General features: G+C 44.4%; 23 protein-coding genes. 2 read left to right on the plus strand and 21 right to left on the minus strand.

Annotated features, from left to right (window positions below; translation table 11 throughout):
- The first annotated feature begins 100 nt into the window (after positions 1–100).
- The gene (locus DESDI_RS14180) at positions 101–691 is read left to right on the plus strand and encodes a GerMN domain-containing protein (protein WP_015263303.1); all 591 of its coding nucleotides are present in this window, start codon (positions 101–103) and stop codon (positions 689–691) included.
- A gap of 79 nt (positions 692–770) precedes the next feature.
- On the opposite strand, the gene DESDI_RS14185 is transcribed toward DESDI_RS14180, so the two are convergent.
- The 11 genes from DESDI_RS14185 to nrfH all read right to left on the minus strand — a co-directional run bounded on the left by DESDI_RS14185 (position 771) and on the right by nrfH (position 13371).
- The gene (locus tag DESDI_RS14185) at positions 771–1757 is read right to left on the minus strand and encodes a deoxyguanosinetriphosphate triphosphohydrolase (RefSeq protein ID WP_015263304.1); all 987 of its coding nucleotides are present in this window, start codon (positions 1755–1757) and stop codon (positions 771–773) included.
- Between the two features lie 190 nt (positions 1758–1947).
- Positions 1948–3111, minus strand: coding sequence for an NrfD/PsrC family molybdoenzyme membrane anchor subunit (gene nrfD / locus DESDI_RS14190; protein WP_015263305.1), 1164 nt, complete (start codon positions 3109–3111; stop codon positions 1948–1950).
- 12 nt (positions 3112–3123) lie between these two features.
- On the minus strand, positions 3124–3744 hold the full coding sequence (locus DESDI_RS14195; protein WP_015263306.1) for a 4Fe-4S dicluster domain-containing protein: 621 nt from the start codon (positions 3742–3744) through the stop codon (positions 3124–3126).
- A gap of 15 nt (positions 3745–3759) precedes the next feature.
- Entirely contained in the window at positions 3760–6675 is a 2916-nt protein-coding gene (locus tag DESDI_RS14200) for a molybdopterin-dependent oxidoreductase (protein WP_015263307.1), read from the minus strand.
- A gap of 145 nt (positions 6676–6820) precedes the next feature.
- Complete coding sequence (locus DESDI_RS14205; RefSeq protein ID WP_015263308.1) at positions 6821–7468, minus strand: response regulator; 648 nt, start codon at positions 7466–7468, stop codon at positions 6821–6823.
- The gene (locus tag DESDI_RS14210) at positions 7458–8201 is read right to left on the minus strand and encodes a sensor histidine kinase (protein ID WP_015263309.1); all 744 of its coding nucleotides are present in this window, start codon (positions 8199–8201) and stop codon (positions 7458–7460) included. Before DESDI_RS14210 ends, DESDI_RS14205 begins: the two co-directional genes overlap by 11 nt.
- Positions 8202–8530: 329 nt before the next feature.
- Entirely contained in the window at positions 8531–9700 is a 1170-nt protein-coding gene (locus DESDI_RS14215) for a 4Fe-4S dicluster domain-containing protein (RefSeq protein WP_015263310.1), read from the minus strand.
- 100 nt (positions 9701–9800) lie between these two features.
- Entirely contained in the window at positions 9801–10487 is a 687-nt protein-coding gene (locus DESDI_RS14220; protein WP_015263311.1) for a TorD/DmsD family molecular chaperone, read from the minus strand.
- 348 nt (positions 10488–10835) lie between these two features.
- Positions 10836–11249, minus strand: a complete 414-nt coding sequence (locus DESDI_RS14225; protein ID WP_015263312.1) for a MerR family transcriptional regulator — start codon at positions 11247–11249, stop codon at positions 10836–10838.
- Between the two features lie 273 nt (positions 11250–11522).
- On the minus strand, positions 11523–12857 hold the full coding sequence (locus DESDI_RS14230) for an ammonia-forming cytochrome c nitrite reductase subunit c552 (RefSeq protein WP_015263313.1): 1335 nt from the start codon (positions 12855–12857) through the stop codon (positions 11523–11525).
- 25 nt (positions 12858–12882) lie between these two features.
- Positions 12883–13371, minus strand: coding sequence for a cytochrome c nitrite reductase small subunit (nrfH, locus tag DESDI_RS14235; RefSeq protein WP_015263314.1), 489 nt, complete (start codon positions 13369–13371; stop codon positions 12883–12885).
- A gap of 214 nt (positions 13372–13585) precedes the next feature.
- Between nrfH and DESDI_RS17925 the strand changes: the two genes are divergently transcribed.
- Entirely contained in the window at positions 13586–13753 is a 168-nt protein-coding gene (locus DESDI_RS17925; RefSeq protein WP_156801139.1) for a hypothetical protein, read from the plus strand.
- 4 nt (positions 13754–13757) lie between these two features.
- Here the strand turns inward: DESDI_RS17925 and DESDI_RS17370 are convergent, their stop codons facing one another.
- The 10 genes from DESDI_RS17370 to glyQ form a co-directional block, all read right to left on the minus strand.
- A complete protein-coding gene (locus DESDI_RS17370; RefSeq protein ID WP_015263315.1) occupies positions 13758–15029 on the minus strand; it encodes a sensor domain-containing diguanylate cyclase in 1272 nt (423 codons plus the stop codon).
- 705 nt (positions 15030–15734) lie between these two features.
- Positions 15735–17018: an ATP-binding protein gene (locus DESDI_RS14250; protein ID WP_015263317.1), complete on the minus strand. Its 1284-nt coding sequence runs from the start codon at positions 17016–17018 to the stop codon at positions 15735–15737.
- Positions 17015–17752, minus strand: a complete 738-nt coding sequence (locus DESDI_RS14255; protein WP_015263318.1) for a LytR/AlgR family response regulator transcription factor — start codon at positions 17750–17752, stop codon at positions 17015–17017. The genes DESDI_RS14250 and DESDI_RS14255 overlap by 4 nt, the downstream gene beginning before the upstream one ends.
- Positions 17753–17934: 182 nt before the next feature.
- The gene (locus tag DESDI_RS14260) at positions 17935–18243 is read right to left on the minus strand and encodes a type II toxin-antitoxin system RelE/ParE family toxin (RefSeq protein ID WP_015263319.1); all 309 of its coding nucleotides are present in this window, start codon (positions 18241–18243) and stop codon (positions 17935–17937) included.
- A complete protein-coding gene (locus DESDI_RS14265; RefSeq protein WP_015263320.1) occupies positions 18236–18496 on the minus strand; it encodes a type II toxin-antitoxin system Phd/YefM family antitoxin in 261 nt (86 codons plus the stop codon). Before DESDI_RS14265 ends, DESDI_RS14260 begins: the two co-directional genes overlap by 8 nt.
- A 214-nt stretch (positions 18497–18710) precedes the next feature.
- Entirely contained in the window at positions 18711–21365 is a 2655-nt protein-coding gene (gene ppdK / locus DESDI_RS14270) for a pyruvate, phosphate dikinase (RefSeq protein WP_015263321.1), read from the minus strand.
- A complete protein-coding gene (locus DESDI_RS14275) occupies positions 21358–22167 on the minus strand; it encodes a pyruvate, water dikinase regulatory protein (RefSeq protein ID WP_041219986.1) in 810 nt (269 codons plus the stop codon). Before DESDI_RS14275 ends, ppdK begins: the two co-directional genes overlap by 8 nt.
- A gap of 61 nt (positions 22168–22228) precedes the next feature.
- Entirely contained in the window at positions 22229–22873 is a 645-nt protein-coding gene (gene ccpN, locus DESDI_RS14280) for a transcriptional regulator CcpN (RefSeq protein ID WP_015263323.1), read from the minus strand.
- Positions 22874–23079: 206 nt separating this feature from the next.
- Positions 23080–25152, minus strand: coding sequence for a glycine--tRNA ligase subunit beta (glyS, locus tag DESDI_RS14285; RefSeq protein WP_015263324.1), 2073 nt, complete (start codon positions 25150–25152; stop codon positions 23080–23082).
- A gap of 1 nt (position 25153) precedes the next feature.
- On the minus strand, positions 25154–26044 hold the full coding sequence (gene glyQ / locus DESDI_RS14290) for a glycine--tRNA ligase subunit alpha (protein ID WP_015263325.1): 891 nt from the start codon (positions 26042–26044) through the stop codon (positions 25154–25156).
- Positions 26045–26457 lie beyond the last annotated feature (413 nt).

Consider the following 26457-nt stretch of genomic DNA (forward strand, 5'->3'; position numbering starts at 1 on the left):
ATTTCGACTTTTTCTTTCCTTTACTTCAAATGGAACCGTCTATCCTTTTCCGCTTAGCTTTTTCGTGCTAAAATAAAATAAGAAAGGTGGGAGGTCAACCATGAATAAATTGAAATTTCGCAGTTTCATCCTTGCTGTTTCTTTTTTGTTCTTTGTCTTTACAACGGTAGGCTGTGGATCCGATGATATCTCTAAAAATACCCCGCCCACGAATACCTCTTCACCCAATGGCGCTGAGCCCCAACCTCCTGAACCCACTGCGACCGTTGACAAAACTATGGATGTTACACTATATTTTCCTACCCCTGATGCTTCGGGCCTTGTCGCTACGAAACGGACTCTCAATGTGACCGAGGAAACTAGCGCGGCTGCCATAAAAGAAATTTTTAAGGAATTTACCAATCCTTCAACTGGGTCCGTTGCCCCCCTTCCCGAGAAAACGGAACTTCTCGATGTTAAGATTAAAGACGGTGTGGCAACCCTTAATCTTTCTAAATCCTTTCGAGAAAACTTCAAGGGTGGTACCACCGGGGAGGAAATGGTTCTTTTCAGCATCGTGAACACTCTTACTAAACTTCCGGATGTTCAAAGTGTTGAGTTCCTTCTCGAAGGCGAACTTAAAGCAGCTATTCTCGGCGGCTTAGACACTTCAATTCCCGTCGAGCCGGATGAGAGCTTGATTTTAAAGTAATTTGAAGAATAGAGATATCTAACAGCGAATGGCGAGCCTACTGGCTCGCCATCTTTATGTATATTACTAGAACGAAAGGTTAGTGCCTCGGCACAAGTAACTTCTGAAAGAGTTCGATGGCGTAATTATCGGTCAATCCTGAGATATAATCGACGACCGCCATCACCTGATTTCCATTCGCCCATTCAAGATACTCCTGAGGAAGTTGAGACAAATTCTCCATATAATACTGAAACAAAGCCTGAACAACATACTCCCCTTTGCGGCGTTCCTCGCGAAGGGTATCGCTATTATAGACCCGATCAAACATAAAGACCCTGAACTGCTTCATGGCCTCAGCCACGAGTGAGGACTGCTTAATAGCGGTCTGGCTCTGGGAACTCTCAATCATGTCTACTACCATCGTCGTGATCATCTGGCTTGGCTTTTCCCCCAAAGTTTTTACCACATGTTCAGGCAGATCACCTTTTTTAATCAGTCCTGCCCGTAAAGAATCATCATAGTCGTGACAGAGATAGGCGATACGGTCCCCCGTCTTGACAATCTGACCCTCTAAAGTATAGGGTATTCCTTCACTTGTATGATTGAGAACACCGTCCAAAACTTCGCGGGTTAAGTTTAACCCTTTTCCTCCCTCTGTGAGCACGGTAAGGATACGGATCGATTGTTCATTATGCTCAAAGCGGCCAATGAGCTTGGTAATGGCCTCCTCTCCCACATGTCCGAAAGGAGTGTGTCCCACATCATGGCCCAATGAGATAGCTTCAATTAAATCTTCGTTTAAGCGCAGCCCTCTGCCTATAGTGCGGGAAATCTGGGAGACTTCCAAACTATGGGTCATGCGCGTCCGATAATGATCCCCTGTCGGGGCAATATAGACTTGGGTCTTATGCTTAAGCCGACGAAAGGGCTTACTATGCAAAATCCGGTCCCGATCCCGTTGGAATTTCGTCCGAATAGTACATTCCTCTTCCTCTCGATCCCGTTTAGCTTCACTGCTTTTGGCAGCATAGAGCGACAGCCGCTCCCTTTCTTCTTGTTCTGTCCGGAGCCGAATGTTCTCCATAGTTGGGACTCCTCCTTTGAGGTTAGCTTTGTAGTCCTATTATAGCATGAGCGACAGACATAATTATAATAATGGTAAAAAGTAGTGAGGATAAGCAAAGAAGGACTTCTCAAGTCATTATGATCTGAGAAGTCCTTCTTAAATTTGCGAAGATCTATACTAGATTTCCTTCATGTGTGCCCTTTACTTCCTAGCCTTTTGTAGTTGTTCCCAGATTAAGCTTGCTCAAGCCCAAATTCAAAAGCAATGTTCCTAAGGAAACGATACCTAAAGACACACCAACTTCAAGCAAGGAAGGAATATAGGGACCGGTTGGCTCGCCAAGCATCTGCGGCCCGGGCAGGGTGATTAACGGATTGAACAATTGAGCCTGGAGTAGATTGGACTTGATGAGATAGATGGCTATCAGGGCGATGACGGCACCGGTTGCCAGCCCTCCTGCTTTTGATGCAGAACCTTGGTTGGCCAGCAACACAATGGCCACAATCAAAGCCACGATCTCCGCCCAGAAGCCCAAAGCGCCTTCTCCAGATACGAGCCAAGTAAAGGAAGCATACTCTTCTCCACCGCCGGGATACAGCCCTATTAGCACATCTCCCACCACCACGATGAGTTCAATACACAACAGGATTGCAGCCACTTTCCCCATCTTGGCCAGTAAGTTCACTGGCATCGAGATGTATCCCTTTTTATTAAGAATTACAGCCATAATTATTTGAATGGATAGGGCAGCGATCAGGGCTGCAATCAGGAAGGACAGGGGTTGCACGGGAGTATTCCATAAGGGACGGGCTATCTGGAAGGAGAATACAAAGGAAGTAACGGTAACGAGGATCCCCGCCACAAAGGCGATTACTGCTATGGTCTTAACGGATCCTTCAGCCTTCTTGCCCTCATTCACCAATATCAGCTGGCGAGTAAAAATAATTGAAATCACCATATAAGCAGCCAGCATAAGGAAATCCCAAAACATGGGTGAACTTAAATTACCACTGGTAATAAAGAGCCAGGCCCGTTCAGGGTTTCCTATATCCACGATAATAAACAGAGAAGCTGCTACGACGCTGGATACCGCCCCTAAATAGGCGGCAATCCGGGTGTAGGGTTTAAACTCATTCTGCTTAAACAGGTAAGGTAAGGCAGCCAGAAGCAAGCTCCCTGCCGCAACTCCGGTGAAAATTGTAAAGCCTACAATATAAAGTCCCCACATATTATTAGTACCTAAATTGGTCAACTGCAAGCCTTTGCTAAGCTGCATTCCCCAGCAAACTCCACCCAGAGCAGTCAATAAAACAAACAAGATATTCCATCCACTTACGGAGCTGGTTTTCTTTGTATTTGTTACAACAGCCATCTTTACACCTCTTTAAGTTAAATAATAGACCGAAGGCTTGGTTCCCTTCTCTTCGAGCAGTTGAAAATGACTACGGCCGCTAATCGCCTTGCTCACATCGCTGTTGGGATCATCAATATCTCCAAAAATACGAGCACGATTGGGGCAGGTATCTATACAGGCCGGCTTCTGCCCCTGAGCTAGGCGGTGACTGCAGAATGTACATTTTTCCACCGTATTGTACTGATGAGGGGTGACTGTAGCATCACCCATGGCTACCTCGATGGCATATTCGGGTTTTTTCCAATTAAACTGACGAACAGCGCTGTATGGACAGGCTACCATACAATACCGACAGCCGATGCATTTATCGTAGTCTTGTATCACGATACCATCTTCCTCACGTCGATAGGTTGCTCCTATAGGGCAAGCCTTCACGCAAGCAGGATTCTCACAATGCTGACAATTCAAAGGGAGAAATTCCATTTGCAAATTAGGAAATTTTCCTTTCGGGGTATCCATCGATTCCCCACCCACGGTCAAAATCCGATTCCACCAAATGTCGTTGGCTAAGTTGTTTTCCACCTTGCATGCTACCGCACATGCGTGACAACCGGTGCAGCGGTCTAGATCTATCGCCATTGCATAACGCATCATTCTATACCCCCTTTATCTCTTTTTTACATCAACCAAGCAATCAAAATAAGCAAAATTTACGGCCATAGGGTCCGAAGTAGCATTGGTTAATTCCTGGAAACAGCCCTCGATGAACTGCTCACGCTGCCAACCCTTCGGAATGCTAATCACACCGGTACTTATGGAATCATTGACTTCGGCTTTCACCACGGCCTTTCCTCGGTCATTAAATACCTCTACGATATCACCGGTCTTGATTCCCCGTATCTCTGCATCTTCGCGGCTGATTTTGACGAGGGGTTCCGGATCCAATTCACGCAACAAGGGTACATTGTACCACTGGGTATGGGTACGATACTTTGCGTGCTCCTGAATAAACACCAAGGGATATTTGGCGAACAAGGGGTTATCTCTCCAAGCCTCACCGGGAGGTTTGAAATAAGGCAATCGTTCTTTCTCGATGATTCCTGTTAGATCTTGCCCATAATTGACTCTAGGTAGAGGATTCTCACAGTAGAGTTGAGCTCTTCCTGTAGGGGTGTAGAAGAAAGCTTCACCTCGAACAAAGGGATTTTCCGCACTTCCTGTTCCCCGAACGACCTTTTCCTCCATAAGTCGATCATAGGTAATACCCATTTTGCGTAGATCATCAGAATCCAATAAGACTTTGATCCAGTCTGTGTCATCCATATCTTTAGGGAAGTATTGTCCCAGTCCCATCTTGTGAGCAATCATAGCGATGATTTCTGCGTCAGGCTTGCTTTCATACAAAGGCTCAATGGCTTTTTCTTGCATGTAGATATAGGGGTTATTATAGGCGGTACGAAGGTCATTGACTTCAAACCAGAAGGAAGCAGGTAAGACGATATCCGCATAACGTGCTGTATCTGTAAGTTCTGTATCGACCACCACATTGAATTCTAGGTTGGGCAAAATATCGGTGAACCAAGTGTTTTGTTGCGCCCAGTTGCTCATGGAATTGGATGAGGTAGTGTACATCGCTTTAATGGGATAGGGTTTTCCTTCTAAGGCTTGATCTCTCACGGCCTTGTAAAACTCTGTTTGAGGAAGTGTGGTTCCATCAGCCATTTTGCCGTTGGTCACATACATACCCACGTAATTAAAGGGGATATTCTGAACAAATAAACCCGTGAATCCTGCACCCTTGACTCCAATATTCCCAGTAAGGGAGGCCATCATGAAGGCTGCAGCAGACCATAGGTGGCCGTTTTGGTAGTGGTCGATTCCATAGTTGGTGTAAATCATGGTGGGTCCAGAGACATAGGCTTTGACCAAATCCTTGATCTTCTCTACCGGAATCTTGGTATAGTCACTGGCTTTCTCTAAGGTGTACTCCTGAACATGGTTCTTCAGCAGGGTAAAGACGGTCTCCACCTTAACACCCTGAATGGTGTAGGCTCCTTCGATGGCTACATCTTGAGGACCTTCTTTTAGGAGAGCCGGACTGTTGGCGGCACTATCCCAGACATAGTAGTCATCTTCTTCAGCTGGGATATCGGAAACAAAATCACTCTTGCGTAGAACTTTTCCATTATCCTTGCGCACCAGGAAAGGCGCCGTGCTTCTCTTCTTTACGAAATCAACATCGATTAGGTCCTCATCCATAATATATTTGATCATAGCGAGCGCCAGCATGAGGTCCGAGCCGGGAACGATGGGGATGTATTCATCGGATTTATTGGCTGTTGCCGAATAGATGGGGTCGATGGTAATAACCTTCGTCCCGTTTTTCTGAGCTTCTTTGAGGATACGCCAGTTCTGGGGTTGTGAATAGACGGGGTTAGATCCCCAGATAATAATTGTTTTTGCATCCATCATGGTACGAGGTTCATTTCCCCACAGCCAAACACTCCCACCAATAACTCGGTCAGCGCCATACCCTGTGGCTTGGTCATAACAAACATTGAGTTTTGTACAGCCAATGGAATTAGTCAATCGATTGAAAATTCCCAGACATCCATGGACTAAACCATAGTTACCTGAACCGATATCAAAGGCTAGGGATTTGGGGCCATACTTTGCTTGAATATCCATAAACTTCTCAGAAATCTCAGTAATGGCCTCATCCCAGGAGATGACTTCCCATTTGTCTTCTCCTCGTTCACCCACACGGCGCAGGGGGTGTTTGATACGCGTAGGACTATAGGTGCGTTGAACAAGGGACAAACCTTTCAAGCAGCATCCTGTGTATTCCCCATCAGGCCAAGGAGCCGGTGTAGTTTTGACTAATTTACCATCTCGGACATGGGCATTCAGCCGACAGCTCTGGAAGCAGTTAGAACGGCAGGCACTGGACACCAATTTCTCTTCGCTAACAAGGGCAGGGCTTTCACTGGCCGTAACGAGTGCCTTCATACCCGGACCCCAAGGATTTGCCGCAATAGCTCCCGTAGCCGCCGCAGTCACTGCCGAAGCCTTTAAAAAGGTACGGCGTGAAAGTTTTGATTGCAGTGCACCTTTTTGCTCTTCCTTTTCCAATTCAGTTACCTCCTCTTTGATGAGAGTGATCCACTGTTTTTGATTTTCCAATAACCGAGCCACAGCATCGTTGAGCTTTTTATCCCGAAGCACTTTAATCAAAGCAGGAAATAGTTCCTCATCTGCCTCTTCTTTGATCACCACCGCGCTTGCCCCTGCCGTCATCAACTCGTAGCGGTAACCTTCATTGCTTGTGGAAACCAGCGCAAGGATGGACAGTCCTGGGTTTTTCTGCTTGCTCTCAGCGAAGATGTCCCGATAATACTGGGTGTAGGAAAAGACGTCCACGATAACCAGAACCATCCTGTCTTCCCCATCGCTAACGGCCTGATTGAGCTCTGCCATACTTTCCACGCAGTGGCATTTAACCCGGGCAGCTTCAAAGATTCTAGCAACCACTTGGCGTAACCAAAGATGGGGGATTGCCACAATACAACTCAATTTTTCCAATCAAAAACAGCTCCTTTGTGCGACTATGCACAACTTAATTTTCATTCTAGCCTATCCCTTAACCTTTATCTGTAGGGATAAAACCTTGATTATTCTCTCGAGGTAACAGTAAGAAAAAGGACAGTTGTGTCCGTAAAAATTCCCCTTATCCTAAAAGCTTATATCGAATAGCATAATCTACCAGATCAGACCGGTGCTCCAGTTTCAGCTTGACGGTAATTCGTTCCCGATAGGTCTCGATAGTGCGAGGGGATAAAAAGAGCTTTTCCCCAATTTCTCTGCTGGTAAAGCCTCGGGCTAAAAATTGCAGCACCTGAAGCTCCCTGTCCGATAAGATATCCGGCGTTACCTCGGATACACTTTCTGTGCTACAGTATTGGTTGGCCATCACTTGTACTCCGGTAGCACTCAAGAACACATCTCCCTTTACGACCGTGTGTATGGCTTTAATGAGCTCTCGATCTGCAGCTGATTTATGAACATACCCTCTACCGCCGGCATTGAGAAATCTAAGGAGGTATTCATCCTCCACATGCATGGTCACCGCAATAACTCGTGTCTCGGGCAATGCGGTCAAGATCTTACCCGTTGCCTCTACCCCATCACAATCAGGCAAGCTGATATCCATCAACACGACGTCCGGCTTTTTATGCTTCACCCCTTCAAGACACTCACAACCGCTAGCTGCCTCGCCCACCACTTCCATATCTTCTTGCCCTTCCAGTAGCATCGTTAAGGCATTCCGCAGCAGGGTGTGATCATCTGTAAGAAAAACACGGATTTTACGGTTCATTCATTTCTCCCCCTTCATCCTTCAAGGGTAATGTAATCGTGATTTCCGTTCCTTGCCCAAGTCTACTCTTTATCTTAAAATCTCCACCAGCTAACCTCACGCGTTCTTCCATACCTAAGAGACCAAGACCTCTTTTTAGGTCTCCACACGACATTCCTTTCCCATTATCCCCTATGTAAAGTTCGAGACCATGCTCACAAAAATTAACCCTTATGGTAATAAGAGATGCCTCTGCATGACGGGCGACATTGGTCAGGCTTTCCTGTACAGCACGGTATACCACAGTTTCCACTTCACTTGGAAGACGTTTCTTTAGCCTTGGACTTACCAAAGTAACCTTTATTCCCGAGTAGCGGCGATAATCCTCAATATACCATTCTAGTGCAGAAATCAATCCCAAGTTCTCTAACACAGTAGGGCGTAGATTCATAGCCAAACGTCTTACATCTTCGATGGTCTGCTGGGTAAGGTAGCGGAGTCCCCCTAAGCGATCATGGATCACTTCCACATTCTCTTCATGTTGCAACATCTTTAATTGGAGCAAAATCGAGGTCATGGCTTGTCCGAGTTCATCATGAAGTTCTCTTGATAGTCGCTTCTTGCTGTTTTCCAACTCATCAATGGCTTGCTTACAGATTCGCTCCAACGTCATTTCTCGCTGCTGCAATCGTTGTATCTCTGCTTGAGCATTCAGATTATCGGCTATAAGCTTTAAAACCATTTGTTCATCCATCTATTGAACACCTCGCGTGATTTTTGATCATGGCTCAAATGACTACTATGTGATGGCTAGACTTCCCTATGTGAAAATCATATCATAGAAACTTGCTATTATCCTATCCTATTGTATCGTATATCTACCGGAATTGTTGTCCGATAACAAAGGAAATAGATTTGTCTGTTATTGTGGTGACTTTTACGGACATAACTAAAGGACTCCCCCTTCAGGAAATCCTTTTAAATACTTTCCACATTTAGTTAAAATAGTCCAATATTTTGCAGCAGTGCTCCCATAATCAATATCCCAATCTCACAATAGCTTGATTGGATATTTTTATGAATCTATTTTTTTCCACCATGAATTAATCTACTTCCAAATAAATTTTTACGAACATCTGCCAGCAAATCCTCTTCAGATGGTTCTTCCTTACACCAGTAACATAGATTATCCTTACTGGTAATGGTTTCTGCCCCACACACTTTGCACTCCCCCACCTGAGCCTTAAATATGGGCTTTTCCTCGTAGGGTTCCGTATCGGGAAGCCGATCACGGAGGATGGACTTGGTGGGACAGGATAACATACAGATGCGACAATCCAAACATCGTCCACTGACAAATGAATGGATGCATTGCTGATCTTCCACTGTAATCTTTAAGGCTTGAGTAGGACAGTAACGTCCACACATTCCACAGTTCACACATTGTGTGCTCATTTGAATGGAAGGCCAATAAGCAGGACTTCCCCCACCCTGATTGTTCATAGAATAACTTTCTTCTAGACGCCTTTGCCAATTCGGCAAGATATTGATTCGTTCATTTTTCTTCGTCTCGACGGATTCTTGCGAAGCTTTTCTTTGCTTCTTAAGCTCACTCTCTTCTTTGCGCCCCATTAAGGACAAGAAAAGATCCCGACGGGAAGTGACTTTTAAACCTGAAGAAATTGCTTGAAGCTTTTTCTTTTTCTTAGCTTTTTCTGCTTTGTAGACTAGAGAAAAATCCGGGGTGTGACCAGAAGCGGTCAACCATTCCATGGCTGTCTCTACTGCTAGGTTCAGCCTGTCCAAACAGGACTTCATGGGGCAATCCTGACATTCATCCAAGCGTAGCTCCACCCCTGTCATCAGGCCTAGATCATACCACATTCCCCTGGATAAACTGCTTAAGCAAGTAGGGACTTGGACTGCCCCCTTTTCCTTATCTTCTTTGCACAGATAAGGACTGGAATGATACCCGCAAAAGAACTGAGTCACTTCAGCATCCTGTTCCTCCACTGCAGCACGAATGGTGGTTTCATCCCATTGGGTAGAGCTAAAAACCTCAGTTGGGCAATCAGCAAAGCAGAGCCCGCACCCGAAGCACTGATCCTGAATTAAATAGATCTGATGATCTGATAAAATTAAAGCTTGTCCCGGACAATGGGAAACACAATGGTTACATTCCACACCATTGTGTTGCTGATTCAAACACCGATTTGTGTCAATTTGCACATATCTAGCTTTATTGAATAACATGTGCTCCCACTCCTTTTAAGTATTGCTATCTTAAGCAGAACCCCACCGCATGAGATGCCCGCAAATTATGCTTGAATAGCACCCTCTTGTGAAATTCTCTTTACACTAGTATTGGGGCTAGGCCTATTTTCGCTAATAAGGCAATGGCCTGGTAAGATTGGCATTTTGCTTCGTTTTCAAGGCGTTCAAAAAAGCTCGGACACCACTTTTTTAAATGCAGCGTCTCAAATTGCTGGATTTGCTTTTCCATTTTCTCGATTTCTTCTAAGTTCTGTTCTTGCATGGCCTTACCCTTTTTTCCATGAAGATACAGCATAAACTCCAACTCGGTAGCTAAATGATCTGCCGGTTCTGCTGATTGGTTGACCAAAATCACCCCGGCATCCTTGTAGCAGCGTTCAGCATCCAGGGCTGCAGGACTCATAAAAAGCATAGCCCCTTGCTTATCAGCAGGATCATGGAGATATAAGGTCTCATAAATATTTAATGCTGGCTTTTTGGGATCGTCAAAAAGTCGTGTATACTCTCGCCTCATCTTAATCAAAAAGGGCGTCGATTCCGATTTTGGCCCTACTAACCGTCCGAATGCTTCCCCAACTCGTGCTCTATCCTCTTGGCTACAGGAAAGCTCCTCTAGGATATTGAGGCTGTCCTGCCGGTAGCTTCCATTAAGGAGAGCCTCCGCAAGCTCATGGGTGGGCAGTCGCAAGGAAAGGGATAATAGCTGATATAAGTCTGATATTGCAAAGGATTTCGCCACCTTATTTTCTAAAACGTTGTTGTTCATAGGTTTTCTCCTTCATTAAATAGAATTATGTTATTATTTTACTAAGGAACCCTTTGATGCTTGCCATATCATTTGATATCGCTTCTTCTTATACAAGAATGAGCCTACATACCTTTGGCTAGTTTACTTCAGTTTAAACCAAACATTCAATTAAGTATGTCAGGATATTTGCCCATTCTCCTAAAAATCATCGACATTATTTGCGACAGAGTTGTGGTGAAATACACTACAACCATTGGTATAGCTTCTTTGCCCTACTTTTGCTGTCAACATTACCATAATCTTACAGAAAAATCACCTGCAAAGAAAAAAGAGAACCACAAAATGGTTCTCAATTAGGGGCTCCATCTACTTGGACCCCGTACAGCCGGAACAAGTCCTCAACATTTCACAAGAACTACATAGCTCACTCTTATCACTGGCAATCGGGCAGTAGCTCCCCTCGATCTTCCAACACGGCTTGGATTCATTAACGATTGTCGAGCTATTCTTCAATGCTCCACCTTTACAATTACGATTATACCAACAGGAATACATAGCCGTTATTTGGTTTACACCCGCGATGTTTAATCCCTTTTCATCCATTAAAAATTTAATGAACTTCAGGCGTAACAAATCGTTGTTGGAATATTTCCTTTGATATTTCGCCCGATCCGGATGAATTAAGTTGTTTCTTTCCCAGACCCTTAGGGTTTCTGGATGTTCTCCAATTAACTCTGCCACCGTTCCAATGCTATAAAGTCCTTTTTCTTCGTCCAGCATCACTCACCACGCTTATCCATTTTTTCTCTAGAGATACTGTCTTAGCTATCTATTCCGGCTCACAAACTGATTTTATACCTTTTCCTCAATAATCTCAATATTACTATATAAGTTTCTTTTTATATAAAGTTTACCTAATCTAAACAGTGGTTTAGGACTTATTCAACGGATTTGGCACGGATATGAAAAAACAGAGGAAGACACCTCTGTTTTTCAATAACTATTGAGTTTTCCTTCAGATAACATTAACTTACGATTAGTAAAACTGGTCGATTAACTTTTTTTCGACATTTGCTTGACCGTTTCGCTGTTGGTCTTGGGAGCGTTCACTTCAAATTGTGGGGTAGCCACTCCCGTTCTGGCTTCAGTCGCCTTATTGATTGCTTGGTAAGCATAATCTAAAGATTTACTTAAGCTATCAAAGGTCAGCTGAGGATTATGGAAGCCCATGGAGTTCTCTGCTCCAACCCAATCAACATAGAATTGAGCCTTGCGCTGGAGAGCACGCGCTTCTTCAAGAAGTGCTTTATTAGCTCCTTCAGCATCTGCCGCCGCGATGGCTTCGATTGCCTCGACATTCACATTCCCTACCGTAGCCATCGTATCCGCAACTTTATCTTGAGTATAGAATACCCGCTCTTTTAACCATTCTTCGCCTTCCCGATGGCAGGTCATACAGCTTTCATTCATTGTCTTAAGCGGACTGGTCCACCAGTGTGAAGAAATCTTTTCGCCACCATTCATGCTATAAGGCATATGACAATCTGCGCAAGATAAACCGGCCTCTGCATGGGTACTACCCGAAAATGTTTCAAATTCAGGGTGTTGCACCTTAATTTCAGGCGTTCCTGCTTTTGCATGCTTCCAATCCGAGAAACCTTTCTCTTCATAATAAGCGAGAATATCATCCGGAGTGGTGCCTTTATCCCATGGGAAAGTGACCACTTTCTTATCCCCAGCGAAATAATATTCCACATGGCATTGAGCGCAGGTCAACGTCCGTAGCTCTTGAGTCGTCAACTTATCAGGATCTTTACCCAAACGAGTGAGTGTATCGCGTAAAGGGGGTTGGGTAATAACTAACTTCATGGTTTGGGGATCATGACAATTAGCACAGGTTATGCCTTCCGTAACTTTACTCTTGAGGTCATGGAAATTAGCGCCATAATAATCATCGCCCATCTCTTCCACTATACCCTCTATATTGGCTGATTTACAGGTCCAGCAGGAAGCGATACTTTTTTCATTAATACGTTTAATTTTCGATACATCTTCAAGGGTGTAGTTATGTCCCCTATCTTCATTATATTCGATAGCAAATCCATAACCGGCAAATATTTCTTTTAAGAAGGGCCATTGGACCAACTTATCGAATTCCTCAGAACCGCCATATTTACTGCCTTCGTTGGACATTTCTGAAGTTTTCATGAATGTGTCATATTGCTTAGGATAATATTTGGCATATTCGTCTACGGATAGGGTTCCGGGTGCGATTTCCGCACGGTAAGAAACGGCCTGCTGGCTACCCGATGAGGCGCAGCCAACTGCAACTAAACTGACGGCTAAGATGACCATCAAGCTAAGGAGTATTATTCCACGTTTTCTCACAATCTTTACCTACCTTTCCTTTCCCTTAACGATAATTACTATGTGGAGTATAGCGGTGACAATCAAAACATTGTCGACTAGGATCCATGCTTATATTTCTTACCACATCTTGATGACATTTTAAGCAGTTATTCTGAACCATTTCGTTGTTTTTCTCGTTCATTCGAATGCTGTCAGGAACATCACTAAAGGTATTGTGATAAAGATGTTGAACTCCTGAGGTAATTTTGGTATACGTCTTTGTCGCATAGTTGGTTTGATCGGTATGACAATCGTTACAACCGACTATTTCCCTGTGTGATGAATGGCTCCACGTTCCATAAACAGGCTCCATAACATGACAAGAGACACAATAACTAGGATCCTTTGTAAGCGCGTGTACTCCTTGAACACCTATAACTGCTGTGAGACACAATACTGCCAAAAGACCAATAACTAATGTTTTCCTAGATGTTTTTTTGGGTTTGCCACCTTGAGTATCGGTTTTTTCATGTTCCGCCCCGCTATATTTCATGATTCCCCCCCTTTCTTTCATGATTTAGCTTGAGACCCTTTTCTCCCTCCTTACCCATCCATATTAAATTATAGAAAAAAAAGGCTCTTAAGCCCATTATCAAAATCATGCTAAATAATTAACAAATCCTTAAGGAAGCTGTTGGCCTTGTGTAGCAATACAAACTTAGCCTAAAGAATGACTTACTACACAGATCAGAAGAAATAACAAAGGAATGGTAAAGGTATCTGTCAAATTTGGCACTGGTGCAAAATTTGACAGGCCTACCTATGAAGGACAAGCCGTTGCCTTGATGCAAGGAAACCCTCCTCCTGTAAAATATATACAGGAATCAGGAATGTGTGATCCGAAGGAACCTCAACGTCAACGCCCTTCGGAATAGCGGCTTAAATATGCTTTAAATTCATTTTTTGTTTATACATTAAATTTTCAGCATTGTTAAATACTTCTGCTATACTCTTATCGGTATTCTCTTTTGTATCCGAACCCAAAGAAATACTAACAGGAACATCGCTTACAAATTGCTTGGAGGAACATTCTCCTATGCGCTTAACTATTTTCTCAGCCTTCTCTTGGGAAGTCTGGGGTAGCAAAATGACAAATTCATCACCACCAAAACGTACAATGATATCATCACCGCGACACGATTCTTTCAAGGCAATCGCAGATTTTTGTAGAATTTCATCTCCTTTAGCATGACCCAATGTATCATTAATCATCTTTAAATTATTGACATCTCCTATAATAATTGATATAGGCAAATTATTTACGTTATCCAACCTTTTGATTGCCTCTTCATAGAACCTACGGTTATAAAGACCCGTTAATTCATCGTGATAACATAAATGCTTTATATACTCTTCTCTTTCTGTCCTGCCAGTGATATCTTCTTCCAACATAATGTTAAATATTTTCAGTTCCTGAGTAGCCATCTCAAGCTTGTGTCTAAGATTCGCCACTTCCCCTTCTAATTTACGATTTGCTTCAGTTAATCGCTGATTATCATTGTTGTATACATAATCATAATCATCCTGAGTCTCACTTTGCCCTCTGTCTTCGTATTCAAAAATTAACATATTAGAAGTCTGGTTCATATATCCTATATTAACCTCACCATAGGTATAACAACCTACTGTAAAAATACTCTTGAATATTTCACCATATTCTTCAACTATATCCTTCTGCTTCTGATCCAGTTCCAACCTACGATATAAACAATCAAAACTTAAGATGCCGGTAAGTCTTTTACCTAAAGCCTGCTTTTTTTCCTCTATGGCTTTTTGGGTTTCTTGTACAATATCTCCTGATTTAAGTAATCTAACTTTCATATTCTCCAGAATATTGCTGCTAAATTTTATCTCATTACAGTTACTCAGTTGACTTTGAATATCTAAGATAACTTCACCTTCAGTATCCCCTTTTGAAAAGGCTAGCTTAAAATTGCAGCCATCCTTATTAAGTTCTTTACAATTCCACTGATTCCTTATATTAATTAATTTTTCAAGAATTTCAGGTTCGTCACTACAATTATTGTCATATTTATCAGAATAAATTCCTTTTAAGATTAATTCAGCTTTTGTCATTTCTGCTATAGCTGAGTTGCCTTTTGCCCTATCTTCAATAATCTTATCTATTAATTCTCCTATCTTACCTGGCATAAGAATTAGCTCCTTTCTCACTATCTATATTAATCAATACTTATTTCTTACCAAAGCAAAACAATTCCTCAAAAAATTTCAATCTAATAAATGCACTACCGGTCGCTTCAAAGCTATTGCTGATTACGATGGTTGCCAGGTGCCGTCTGTCGGCGCATTATTAGCTGCTACCCTTAGATCTTCCCATGTTTTTAACAGCGAGAATGAGGATCCGCAGCCAGTGCCTGAACCGGAAGCAGTGCAAGCAGCATGCACACAACCAGTAGCATACTGAGTGTCTTTTTCATGTGCATTTTCATTTCCCTTCTGTGATGTTCTTCTTCATTTCATGACCTTTTTGGGCCAGTAGCAGATGCCTACCTCCAGCGCCCTGGGTTTATCCAAATGAAAGTCCGCATAACGGCAGTACCAGCATTGGCACAGACCAGCTGCTGCGCCTTCCCTAGGTTCAAAGGCTGAGCAGCTTTGTTTGGGCCAGACGTTTCCTTCTGCGTTGGGTGCAGTCAGGGGCGCGTCTTTATCCCGTCTGTTTTTTGGCTCTACCATAACCGTTCACGACCTTTCTAGCTCTAAGCTTTACAGTGAAAACGTACCATATGAAAACAAAAAACGAGCCTCTTTTCTCAAAGGACTCGTTTTTATGCTTAAAAAGCGCTAAAAAACCGCATTATTTATTAAAATTGGACAAATACAAAGACCGCTGTGTTATACCAGCATACGGACCCGGAAAATATCGTCGGCAATCTGATACAGGATCTCCCCATCATATTTCTCAACAAAGGCAAGCACGCTTTTGGTACCTGCGCCGTGACCGTTCTTTGTAGCGATCGGGTGTCCCTTTTCGTCAAGAACGGCCACGGCGCAGGGGTTGCTGATCTCCAGGGCGAGCCTGCCTACCTGGCGGCAGATGAACCGGATCGTCCTCTCTCTGTCTTTTTCCACGCCTTCACAGGCTTGAATGGCATTTTCTATCAGATTGGAAATCACCATGGCCAACTCCAGCGAATCCACCGGCAGGGCGTTGGGGATATCCAGACTCATCTCAGTGGTGATGTTTTTGTCCTCCGCTAGCCCTGCATAATAGCACACAGCAGCATTTACCGCCGTATTTTCGCAGTAACTTATCACTTTGGCTGATGCCTTACTGGACTGCTGCTTGAGAAAGGCAATGGCGTCCTCGGTTTTATGCTGCTCCAACAGCTCCAGTAGGGTGTTGTTGAAATGGCGGCGGTCATGGTCGGCAATACAGCTTTGCTGACGGGACGCATCCAACAGATTGATCCGATCTTCCATAGCGGAAGCCGACACGTGTAACAGCTCCTGACTGTTTTGCATCCTCAGGTTTTCCTCCCGCAGAGCATACTCGCGAGAAAGGGTTTTAAGGGAAAAGCCGATAGATACATAGACCGCCACTGTAACGAGAACAAGAAGATGGATTGGCACCGCCTGTTCGGTGAGAGTACGGACGACATCCTCTCCACTGACAAAATAAAAGGATAGGGCAGCTGTAAGAGCTACCGCCACGTAAAAAAACACGTTCCAAGACTCCACTATTTGCCGATACAAGGGGCGGACATACCCGTGTAGCAGGAGTAAAATCCCGGCATACAGCACCAGCCGCACCAGTGTATTGGCATACATGGGATAGGGCATCAACCGAGAAAGAGAGAAACTAAGCACTATAACGCACATACTTAGGTTCCACACGGTGAGGACGCTAAACAACCACTGCATAAAGCTGTCCCGGAACAAGGGACGTGCACCAAAGCAAATGACCAGCCATAAAATAAAGTCTAGCTTGGCCAGCAATGTGAGGTTCCCGGTAAGGTAACCGAATCCGTTCACTAGCAAATTGACGATCAAAATGCCTGCCATCCCAAGACCTGTTACTTTTTTACTATACTTTGCCTGAAGCAGCGTGAGCATCAACAAGATGTTCATGATGTCAGTTACCGTACCGCGTAAAAAATCGGGAAGCAAAGCGCTCATTTACACCCCTCCCTGGCGAGCAGGTAGTCCATATAGATGTCTCTCACCGCTGGGTATTGCTTGGCAGGAATCGGGATTACCGTTCCGCCTCGCATCACGAATCCATCCTTTGAAAACCCTTCTACCCGGCTCATGTTCAACACAAACGAACTATGGGGCTGAAGAAAGCGCCCATCAGAAAGGAGCGGACGAACATGCTCGGAAAAGCTTTCCGAGATGGTGCGGGTGGTTAGCCTCTCTCCACCCATCAGCGTATAGAGAACGGTATGCTTCACGTATTCGCAGAAAATAATGGACGACAACTTCACCACGCGAAGGCCGTCCTTGGTTTTGATGGTAATGATGTTTTCCTCAGCGGTATTCACCTTGGAAATGGCGAGATCCAGAGTTTGAAATAGCCGCTCTTTATCTATAGGCTTTAGAAGGTAATTAATAGGATTTGAAGAAAATGATTCAAACGCAAAGGATGGCTCGGTGGTAGCATAGATAATTTGCCCTTCCCGATCTAGTCGGCGAATCTCCTTGCCCAGCTCAATCCCATTAATCATCGGCATCACAATATCCAGGATATAAATATGGAACCGCTCCGTTTCGCAAGCCGTCAGCAATCCATCAGGATGATCAAACTGGCGAACCTCGGCATCAAGAGCGTTAATTTCTATGAAATCCTTTATATATTCGACGATGATTGCGAGTTGATCAAGCAGGTCATCACAAACTGCTATGCGAAGCATAGCTGCACCTCCTTTTCTTGACAGCAGAAAATTCCTCTATTATGACCATCCGACGGCAAGAATTGAATATTCTATGCAAAAACAACCCTGAATTTGTACCTTCATTTAATATAAGCTCTCGAGTTCAAACAAAGACCAATCTCATTTTTTCACATTATGGAACACTTCCTGCGACCATAATTCTATATCAGATTTACATAATCCTGCGCCCCGTAGAAGAAGCGTAAAATGTTGACAGTTTTGGAGACCTCATCAATTTTATACACAAGTACATAATTTTTAATCGTTAACTTGCGATAACCCTCTTTCTCCAGCCGTTTATCTTGACATTTTGCATACATCAAAGGGCTACTCTTCAAATAACCATAACATGTATCCACTTCATCTAGGAAATCACCTGCTGCCTTTGGATTGGCTAATTGTACAGCAATATATGAAACGATCTTATCCAAATCTTGATGCGCTAACTCAGAAACCTTTAACTTATACATTGTATTTTTCTCTAATTCTCTTTAAAGAAGTGTCCCCGTCGAGCACTTTACCTTCAGTTATTTGTTCCTCAGCCGCAATAAGCTTACCATAAACATCAAGCATAAACATTTTTTCTTCATATAGTTTCATACTCATAATAACCATATCCCCATAACCGTTTTTTGTAATAAAGACCGGCTCATCGGACGCTTGACACATTTGAGAAATTTCGCTTGTATTTTTCAAATCCTTAATAGGAATAATTTGGGGCATAATTCCCAACCTCCTTTTCATTATATTATTATGCCATTATTATACCATAATTATGGCATAATAAACAATTGTTCAGTTCGTTAGTAGTTTTATCTAAAATAACAGGATACTACCTCTTGAATCACTAAGAGATAATACCCTGCTTAATTTTTTATTAGGTTCCTTAAAGACTAGGTGTTTTTACTTTGCGAGCAACATCTAGTAGTGTCAAACTTTACTTCGATTGGTCTTTGTTGATAACAGCGGCCTGGGCTGCAGCCAACCGAGCAATCGGCACTCGGAATGGAGAACAGGACACGTAATTCAACCCGATCATATGGCAGAACTCAATCGACGACGGATCTCCACCATGCTCGCCACAGATTCCCACTTTTAAGTCTGGGTTAGCAGTGCGTCCCAACTGAACTCCCAGCTTCATGAGCTTGCCCACCCCATTGCGGTCGAGGACAGCAAAGGGATTGTGCTCTAAGATGTTCTGATCAAGATATGCTGGAAGGAATTTACCTTCTGCATCATCACGAGAGAAGCCTAACGTGGTCTGGGTCAAGTCATTGGTACCAAAGGAGAAGAAGTCTGCAGCAATGGCCACTTCGTCAGCAGTCAAAGCCGCTCTAGGAACTTCAATCATGGTTCCTACCTTATAGGCGAAGGTGACGCCTTGCTCTTCCATAACAGCTTGAGCATTTTCCTCAGTAAGTTTGCGAAGCTTCTCAAGTTCTTTTACATGGATAACGAGAGGAATCATAACCTCAGGATGGATCTCATAGCCTTCCTTGACGAGACGGGAAGAGGCTTGGAAAATTGCCCGCGCTTGCATAGCATAGATCTCTGGGAAGGTGATTCCCAAGCGGCAGCCCCGATGACCTAGCATTGGATTCAATTCGGAAAGAGCTCTAACCTTTCTCAAAAGGACTTCCTTGTCACGGAGCTCTTCTTCATTCTCTCCGTTCATTTTAAGCTTGGTGATCTCCACCACGAGCTCTTCAACATTCGGAAGGAACTCATGGAGCGGAGGATCAAGAAGGCGAATAGTGACCGGAAAACCTTGCATCACTTTGAGAATGCCATAGAAGTCCTCTTCCTGCATAGGCAGGAGCTTCGCCAAGGCTTCTTCTCTTTCCTGAAGACTTTGCGCAAGGATCATTTCTTGAACGATGGGAATCCGTGCCGGATCCATGAACATATGCTCTGTCCGACATAGGCCTATGCCTTGAGCTCCAAAGTCACGAGCTTTTTGGGCATCCCGGGGATTATCCGCGTTGGCTAGTACCTTAAGGCTGCGAATCTCATCAGACCATCCCAGGAGTTCCTTGAATTCTTCGCTCAGCTCTGGGTCAATCATCGGCACTTGACCCTTGATTACTCGACCTGTCGCTCCATCAATAGAGAAAAGAGCACCTTCTGAGTAGGTAATCCCAGCAATGGTTAAAGTGCCATTCTGATAATCAATCTTCAAGGCTTCACAGCCGCATACCGCAGGTTTCCCCATATGACGAGCCACTACAGCAGCATGACTGGTCATTCCGCCCCGGCTAGTCAGGATGCCTTGAGCGGCAAGAATGCCGTGAATATCATCAGGTGTTGTCTCGGTACGTACCAAGAGAACTTTCTCTCCGGCATGACCTAATCGCTCTGCCTCATCAGCATCGAAGACGATTTTCCCGGAAGCAGCACCAGGGGAAGCCGGCAGACCTTTAGCCAGAACCTCTAACTTCGCTTCACTATCCATCCGCCGGTGGAGCAACTGTCCCAATTGGCCGGGCTCGATACGCACGATAGCTTCTTCTTTAGAGATTACCCCTTCCCGGCACAGCTCTACAGCAACGCGAATGGCCGCGGGAGCAGTTCGTTTCCCGTTACGAGTCTGTAGGATATAGAGGCGACCACGTTCGATTGTAAATTCGATATCCTGCATATCCCGATAATGTTCTTCTAGGCGATTGGATATCTCTACAAATTGAGCATAGATATCCTTGTTTTCATTCTCAAGGCTCTTAATAGGTTGCGGAGTACGAATTCCCGCAACCACATCCTCTCCTTGGGCATTCATTAAGTACTCACCATAAAGCGCTCGCTCTCCGGTAGAAGGATTACGGGTGAAGGCAACTCCCGTTCCGGAATCATTACCCATATTTCCAAAAACCATGGATTGAACATTCACAGCCGTTCCGATATTATCCGGTATTTCATTGATTTTGCGATAGACAATCGCCCGGTCATTATTCCAAGAACGAAATACAGCTAGAATTGCTTGCTCAAGTTGCTGCATGGGATCTAAGGGGAAAGGACTGCCCGTACGCCGCTGAATAAGCCTTTTATATCCTACTACGATGTCTTTTAAGCTCTCAGCAGAGAGTTCAGAGTCATAGCTCACCTTTTGTTTTTCTTTAGTTTCCTCAAGGATTCTTTCAAATTCATGGTGCTCAACTTCGAGAACCACATTCCCAAACATTTGAATAAAGCGTCGATAGCTATCATAAGCAAAGCGTGCGTTTTGGGTGGATTCCGCAAGCCCTTCTACTGTATCATCATTAAGTCCTAGGTTAAGAATTGTGTCCATCATCCCGGGCATTGAAAACTTTGCCCCTGAACGTACAGAAACCAATAAAGGATTTACTTTATCACCAAATTTCTTCCCGGTGGCCTCTTCTATATTAGCCAATGCCGGTACGATCTGCTCCCAAATTCCCTCGGGAAGGTTGCGGCCATTGGCGTAATAATCATTACACGCTTCGGTCGTAAGGGTAAACCCGGGAGGTACAGGCAAGTCAATATTCGTCATCTCGGCCAAATTAGCCCCTTTTCCTCCTAATAAATCTTTCATGGAAGCCTGACCTTCACGGAATAAGTACACAAACTTCTTAGTCATTGCGATCCCCCTTATATAAGATTTCTAATATCCTGGAAGCTGTCTCCTCAATCGCTTTCCCGGTCGCATCGATGACTGGGCAACTTACTTTCCGCATAATTCCTCGAGCATATTCCAATTCTTCAACAATCCGCTGGTAGTTAGCATAATCAGCACTAGCGCCTAACCCTAAAGTTCTTAGACGCTCGGTCCTGATCTGGTTCAATAAATCAGGCTTTAAGGTAAGTCCTACTACTTTTTGTCCGGAAATCTGGAAAAGCTCCTGAGGAGGAGATACTTCCGGAACCAGCGGAATATTGGCCGCCTTGATTCCTTTATGAGCCAAATACATGCTTAAAGGAGTTTTAGAGGTCCGCGACACTCCAATTAGCACGACATCGGCTAACAGCACACCCCGCGGGTCTTTTCCGTCATCATATTTTACTGCGAATTCAATGGCCTCCACCTTGCGGAAATATTGTTCATCTAAGAGGTGAGTCACGTTCGGAGTGTAACTGGGCGCAAGGTTGGTCTTATCTGCTAGAATGTTAATCAGTGGTCCCAGTATATCTACAGTATCTAGGCCAAGTTCTTGCGCTTTTTCTTCTAAGTATGTACGCAGCCTTTTGACAACGAGGGTATACACAATAATAGCTTGTTCTTTAACCGCTTCTTCAATGATTTCATCGATGTGTATCTCATCCTGTACATAAGGGATTTTACGAATTTTTGTTCGGACACCCGAAAATTGAGCTGCCGCCGCTCGACTCACATATTCTGCGGTTTCTCCTAAAGCATCCGAAATAATATATATGACAGGCATCTCCGATAATTCCTTTGTCACGCTACACCTCCAAAATAAAATATTTCCGCCCCCGGAAATTCTATCGTTTCCCCAGAGTCCCGATCTGAACAAAAATCTTAGCAACATTCGTCTTAGTAAATCGACCGATCACCTCATAGCGTTCTTCACCCTTCTCATCGATGAACGCTTCGACAACAGGAAGGGAATCAATCTGGTGTAAAGTCAACTTACGAGCAGCGTCAAGAATGGGTTCATCCGCTGTAGTCATGATTATATTCGGCATCCGAGTCATAATAATGCTTACCGGCACTTGTTGAAGATCTGTCTTTCCTAAAGCAGATTTGAGGAGATCCTTTCGGGAAACCATCCCTTTTAAGTTCTGGTTTTCTCCTACGACCGTTAAAGTCCCCACATTTTGGGTAAACATAGTGACGATAGCATCGTAGATGCTTATGTTTTCTCTGACCGAAATAGGAAGAGACTTAAAATCCCCAACTCTTAGCAGACGCAGCTGCTCCATAATGGGTGAGCTTTCCTTCTGCTCTTTTAAAAAGTAGCCCACCCTAGGCCGGGCATCCAGGATACCGGCCATGGTTAAAATTGTTAGATCAGGCCGCAAGGTTGCTCGAGTCAAATCAAGCTTGGCTGCAATTTGTTCCCCAGTAATTGGACTTGAACTCTTAACAATTTCGACAATTCTTGCTTGACGTTCCGAAAACTCCAACCCGTTTTCACCTCATTCATCCTTCGCTTGTGTTTACATATATTCGTAATATATGGCAATTGTGACATACTAATTAACATAATACCGATATTTATTCCACACAATTTCTCGTTTTCCTTTAATTTATATTGCCCAATTGAAAAAAAATAATGGCGGTTGTGAAAAGGAACCTGTCCCATTTTTTAGGCAGGTTCCTTTCTGCATCCTTATGCTAAGAGACTCAAATCCCCGATACAGCCCAGAATAGCCGCACATTCGGTGAGAAGAGCTAGGCGGGCTTGCTTAAGAGCTTCATCTTCGACCATAATCATAACGGCATTAAACAGGTCTTCGATCAAAGGGATAAGCTCAGCCGCCAAGTTGTAAGCTTGCTCATATTCACCTTGGTCAAGCAATACGGCTAAGGTTTCTTTTCTTGCCTCAAGGGCGGCCGCGAGGGCGATTTCGGAAGGGTCGACGAGGACCTTGGTATCTAAGGGCTGAGCTTGGGCTTTTTTGCTAAGGTTTAGGCAACGAATATAGGCTTGGGAGTAGGGTACAAATTCCGGGGTCTCCCTTTTGTCTGCCAGCACTTGAGCTTTCTTAGCTGCCCGGGTAATCTGATCATGGCCTTGGACAAGGATTGCGTCAATGGTATCATAACGCAGTCCTTGTTCTTGTAATACGAAGCGTAGGCGCTGTTGGAAGAAGTCCTGAAGCGGCCCAGAGATATCTTCTAAGGCTAGCAGACCTATCCCTTGGTTGGTGAAGTTGACATAGGCTGCTTTAAGAAGTTGATCCAAGGCGAGATTCCAGCCTACTTCCAAGAGGATTCCCACAATGCCTTGAGCCTGGCGTCTTAGGGCGTATGGGTCTTGCGAACCGGTGGGTTGAATGCCAATTCCAAAGGCACCCACAATGGCGTCAAGCTTATCAGCAATGCTGACTACCCGGCCAGCAAGGGACTCCGGCAAAGCATCGCCGGCAAAACGAGGTTGGTAATGTTCAAGAATCCCTGTGCAGACTTCCGGCTTTTCACCGCTAATTCGTGCATAATCGGCACCCATGATTCCTTGGAGTTCAGGAAAATCATAGACCATTAACGTGACCAAATCTGCTTTTGCTAAAAGGGCCGCCCGTTTAACCAAGGACTTTTGCTCTTCAGCCACCCCGATTTGCTCAGCGATGGCTCCCGCTAAGGCACACATCCGATCGACACGTTGTCGAACGCTGCCCAACTTTTCATGATAAGTGACCTTCTCCAGCTTTTCGACCAGGTCAACAAGGGAGGTTTTTTGGTCCTCGCGATAGTAGAAGGCCGCATCTTCAAGCCGTGCCTTGAGGACTTTTTCATTCCCGGCTTGTACTTTCTCTAAAGCATAATCATCTCCATTGCGAACCGTTACAAAATAAGGCAGCAATTTCCCTTCTTTATTGCGCACCGGGAAATAGCGCTGATGTTCTTTCATGGGAGTGGTAATTACCGGTTCAGGGAGATGCATATAGTTTTTCGCTACTTCACCTAAGAGAGCGGTCGGATATTCAATGATATGGGTCACTTCTTCAAGGAGATCCTCATCTTTTTCCACTTCACCACCAACCCTGTCGGCAAGAACATGAATCTGTTCTAAAATGGTCTGACGGCGTTGTTGCGGATCCACCATGACAAAGGATTTTTGCATCTTCCCTACATATTCGGCAGAACTTTCAATCGTAACCGAACCACCTAGAGTACGATGTCCTCGCGAGGTTCTTCCAGACTCTAGGCCGACGAATTCAAAGGGTACGACCTCTGTGCCAAACAAAGCCACAATCCATCGGATGGGACGAGCAAAACGAAACTCTAGGTCCGCCCAACGCATGGGTTTAGGAAAATGGAGTCCCGTGATTAAATCCAAGCAAAACTTAGCTAACAGCTCTGACGTGGCTTGACCGATTTCAGATTTCTGAGCATAGACATAAGGAACGCCATTCAATTCCTTAACGAAAAGTTCCTGGGGATCGACTCCTTGCCCCCGAGCAAAACCCTGGGCTGCCTTAGTAGGATTGCCTGCCGCGTCATAGGCTGCTTTGACGGCAGGACCCTTGACCTCTGCAGTAAAATCCGCTTGCTTTTCGGCTAAGCCAGTAATAAGCACGGCAAAGCGCCGAGGGGTAGTGTAAACCTTAAGGTCCGTATAATCTAGGCGCAAATCTTCAAGCTGCGCTATAGCTTGTTCCTGAAGCTGCTGGAGTACACCAGGAGCGAATTTCGCTGGAATTTCTTCCGTACCAATCTCTAAGAGAAAATCTTTAGCCATCTTATTCGACCTCCTTTCCAGACTGACCCTTGAGTAAGGGGAAGCCCAGCTTTTCTCTCTGCTCAACATAGGCATGAGCACAAAGTCGAGCTAAGTTGCGCACACGAGCAATATAGCCTGTCCGTTCAGTGACGCTGATCGCCCCGCGAGCATCGAGAAGGTTAAAGGTATGAGAACACTTCAGAACATAATCATAAGCAGGAAGCACTAGGCCTTTTTCAACAGTGCGGATTGCTTCCTTCTCGTACATATCAAACCATACCTGTAGAGCTTCTACATCGGCCGCTTCGAAATTGTAATGGGAATAATCGATTTCGTTTTGCAGATAGATATCACCATAAGTAATATCGCCTACATATTCAATGTCGAAGACACTCTCTTTGTTTTGAATATACATAGCTAGGCGTTCTAAACCATAGGTGATCTCAGAGCAAACGGGTTTACAGTCAATCCCACCACATTGTTGGAAGTAGGTGAACTGGGTGACTTCCATGCCATCCAGCCAGACCTCCCAACCCAAACCCCAAGCCCCTAAGGTTGGCGATTCCCAGTTATCTTCAACAAAGCGAATATCATGCTCTTTCGGGTTAATTCCCAACCGCTCTAAGCTTTGCAAATAAAGCTCTTGGATATTGTTCGGGGAAGGCTTAATGATGACTTGATATTGGAAATAATGTTGCAAACGGTTAGGATTCTCCCCATAGCGTCCATCGGTGGGACGACGGGAAGGTTCGATATAAGCGACTTTCCAAGGCTCGGGGCCTAAGGCTTTTAAAAAAGTATTGGGGTTAAAGGTCCCTGCCCCTTTTTCTATATCATAGGGCTGGGCAATGATGCAGCCTTGCTCCCCCCAAAATTGATTCAGGGAAAGGATCATGTCCTGAAATTTCATAGTTTACCTCCCACTTAAAAGTTTTGTAAATTTTCTTTTATGGCCTAGGTTTCAAGTATTATAAGATACTTTGTTCTGGTCAGGATGACAGCATTAGCTGTCTGTCATCCTGAAGGAGGGGCTACGGAAGGATGTTCCTTTTACAAAAACAAAACTCCCGCCCCCGTAGCATTCTGCTACAGGGACGAGAGTATTCTTCCCGCGGTTCCACCCTGCTTGATCCCGCTCCGGGATCCGCCTTCATTAAAATGCACTCCAAGTGCCCCGATTCGCTTACCCGTTTGGTTTCCACCTTTCCCAAACTCTCTCTAGGGATACACAAATCTTCCTCTTATCATCGCACAATAGATTCAATTTGGAAATAATTATAGTACGGTCTGTTCTTTTTGTCAATCTAAGTGTCTTACGGACGT

Origin of the sequence: Desulfitobacterium dichloroeliminans LMG P-21439 (assembly GCF_000243135.2) — a bacterium.
Taxonomy (GTDB): Bacteria; Bacillota; Desulfitobacteriia; order Desulfitobacteriales; family Desulfitobacteriaceae; genus Desulfitobacterium; species Desulfitobacterium dichloroeliminans.

Bases quoted from the DNA above. Each gene is read 5' to 3' on its own strand.
- DESDI_RS14205 (WP_015263308.1), bottom strand. From the start codon at position 7,468: ATGAACCGTAAAATCCGTGTTTTTCTTACAGATGATCACACCCTGCTG.
- DESDI_RS14210 (WP_015263309.1), bottom strand. From the start codon at position 8,201: ATGGATGAACAAATGGTTTTAAAGCTTATAGCCGATAATCTGAATGCT.
- glyS (WP_015263324.1), bottom strand. From the start codon at position 25,152: ATGGCTAAAGATTTTCTCTTAGAGATTGGTACGGAAGAAATTCCAGCG.
- DESDI_RS17370 (WP_015263315.1), bottom strand. From the start codon at position 15,029: ATGCCAGGTAAGATAGGAGAATTAATAGATAAGATTATTGAAGATAGG.
- DESDI_RS14265 (WP_015263320.1), bottom strand. From the start codon at position 18,496: ATGCCCCAAATTATTCCTATTAAGGATTTGAAAAATACAAGCGAAATT.
- DESDI_RS17925 (WP_156801139.1), top strand. From the start codon at position 13,586: ATGGTAAAGGTATCTGTCAAATTTGGCACTGGTGCAAAATTTGACAGG.
- DESDI_RS14215 (WP_015263310.1), bottom strand. From the start codon at position 9,700: ATGTTATTCAATAAAGCTAGATATGTGCAAATTGACACAAATCGGTGT.
- nrfD (WP_015263305.1), bottom strand. From the start codon at position 3,111: ATGGCTGTTGTAACAAATACAAAGAAAACCAGCTCCGTAAGTGGATGG.
- DESDI_RS14180 (WP_015263303.1), top strand. From the start codon at position 101: ATGAATAAATTGAAATTTCGCAGTTTCATCCTTGCTGTTTCTTTTTTG.
- glyQ (WP_015263325.1), bottom strand. From the start codon at position 26,044: ATGAAATTTCAGGACATGATCCTTTCCCTGAATCAATTTTGGGGGGAG.
- DESDI_RS14275 (WP_041219986.1), bottom strand. From the start codon at position 22,167: ATGCCTGTCATATATATTATTTCGGATGCTTTAGGAGAAACCGCAGAA.
- DESDI_RS14260 (WP_015263319.1), bottom strand. From the start codon at position 18,243: ATGTATAAGTTAAAGGTTTCTGAGTTAGCGCATCAAGATTTGGATAAG.
- DESDI_RS14195 (WP_015263306.1), bottom strand. From the start codon at position 3,744: ATGCGTTATGCAATGGCGATAGATCTAGACCGCTGCACCGGTTGTCAC.
- DESDI_RS14225 (WP_015263312.1), bottom strand. From the start codon at position 11,249: ATGCTGGACGAAGAAAAAGGACTTTATAGCATTGGAACGGTGGCAGAG.
- ppdK (WP_015263321.1), bottom strand. From the start codon at position 21,365: ATGACTAAGAAGTTTGTGTACTTATTCCGTGAAGGTCAGGCTTCCATG.
- DESDI_RS14250 (WP_015263317.1), bottom strand. From the start codon at position 17,018: ATGAGCGCTTTGCTTCCCGATTTTTTACGCGGTACGGTAACTGACATC.
- DESDI_RS14185 (WP_015263304.1), bottom strand. From the start codon at position 1,757: ATGGAGAACATTCGGCTCCGGACAGAACAAGAAGAAAGGGAGCGGCTG.
- DESDI_RS14255 (WP_015263318.1), bottom strand. From the start codon at position 17,752: ATGCTTCGCATAGCAGTTTGTGATGACCTGCTTGATCAACTCGCAATC.
- DESDI_RS14220 (WP_015263311.1), bottom strand. From the start codon at position 10,487: ATGAACAACAACGTTTTAGAAAATAAGGTGGCGAAATCCTTTGCAATA.
- nrfH (WP_015263314.1), bottom strand. From the start codon at position 13,371: ATGAAATATAGCGGGGCGGAACATGAAAAAACCGATACTCAAGGTGGC.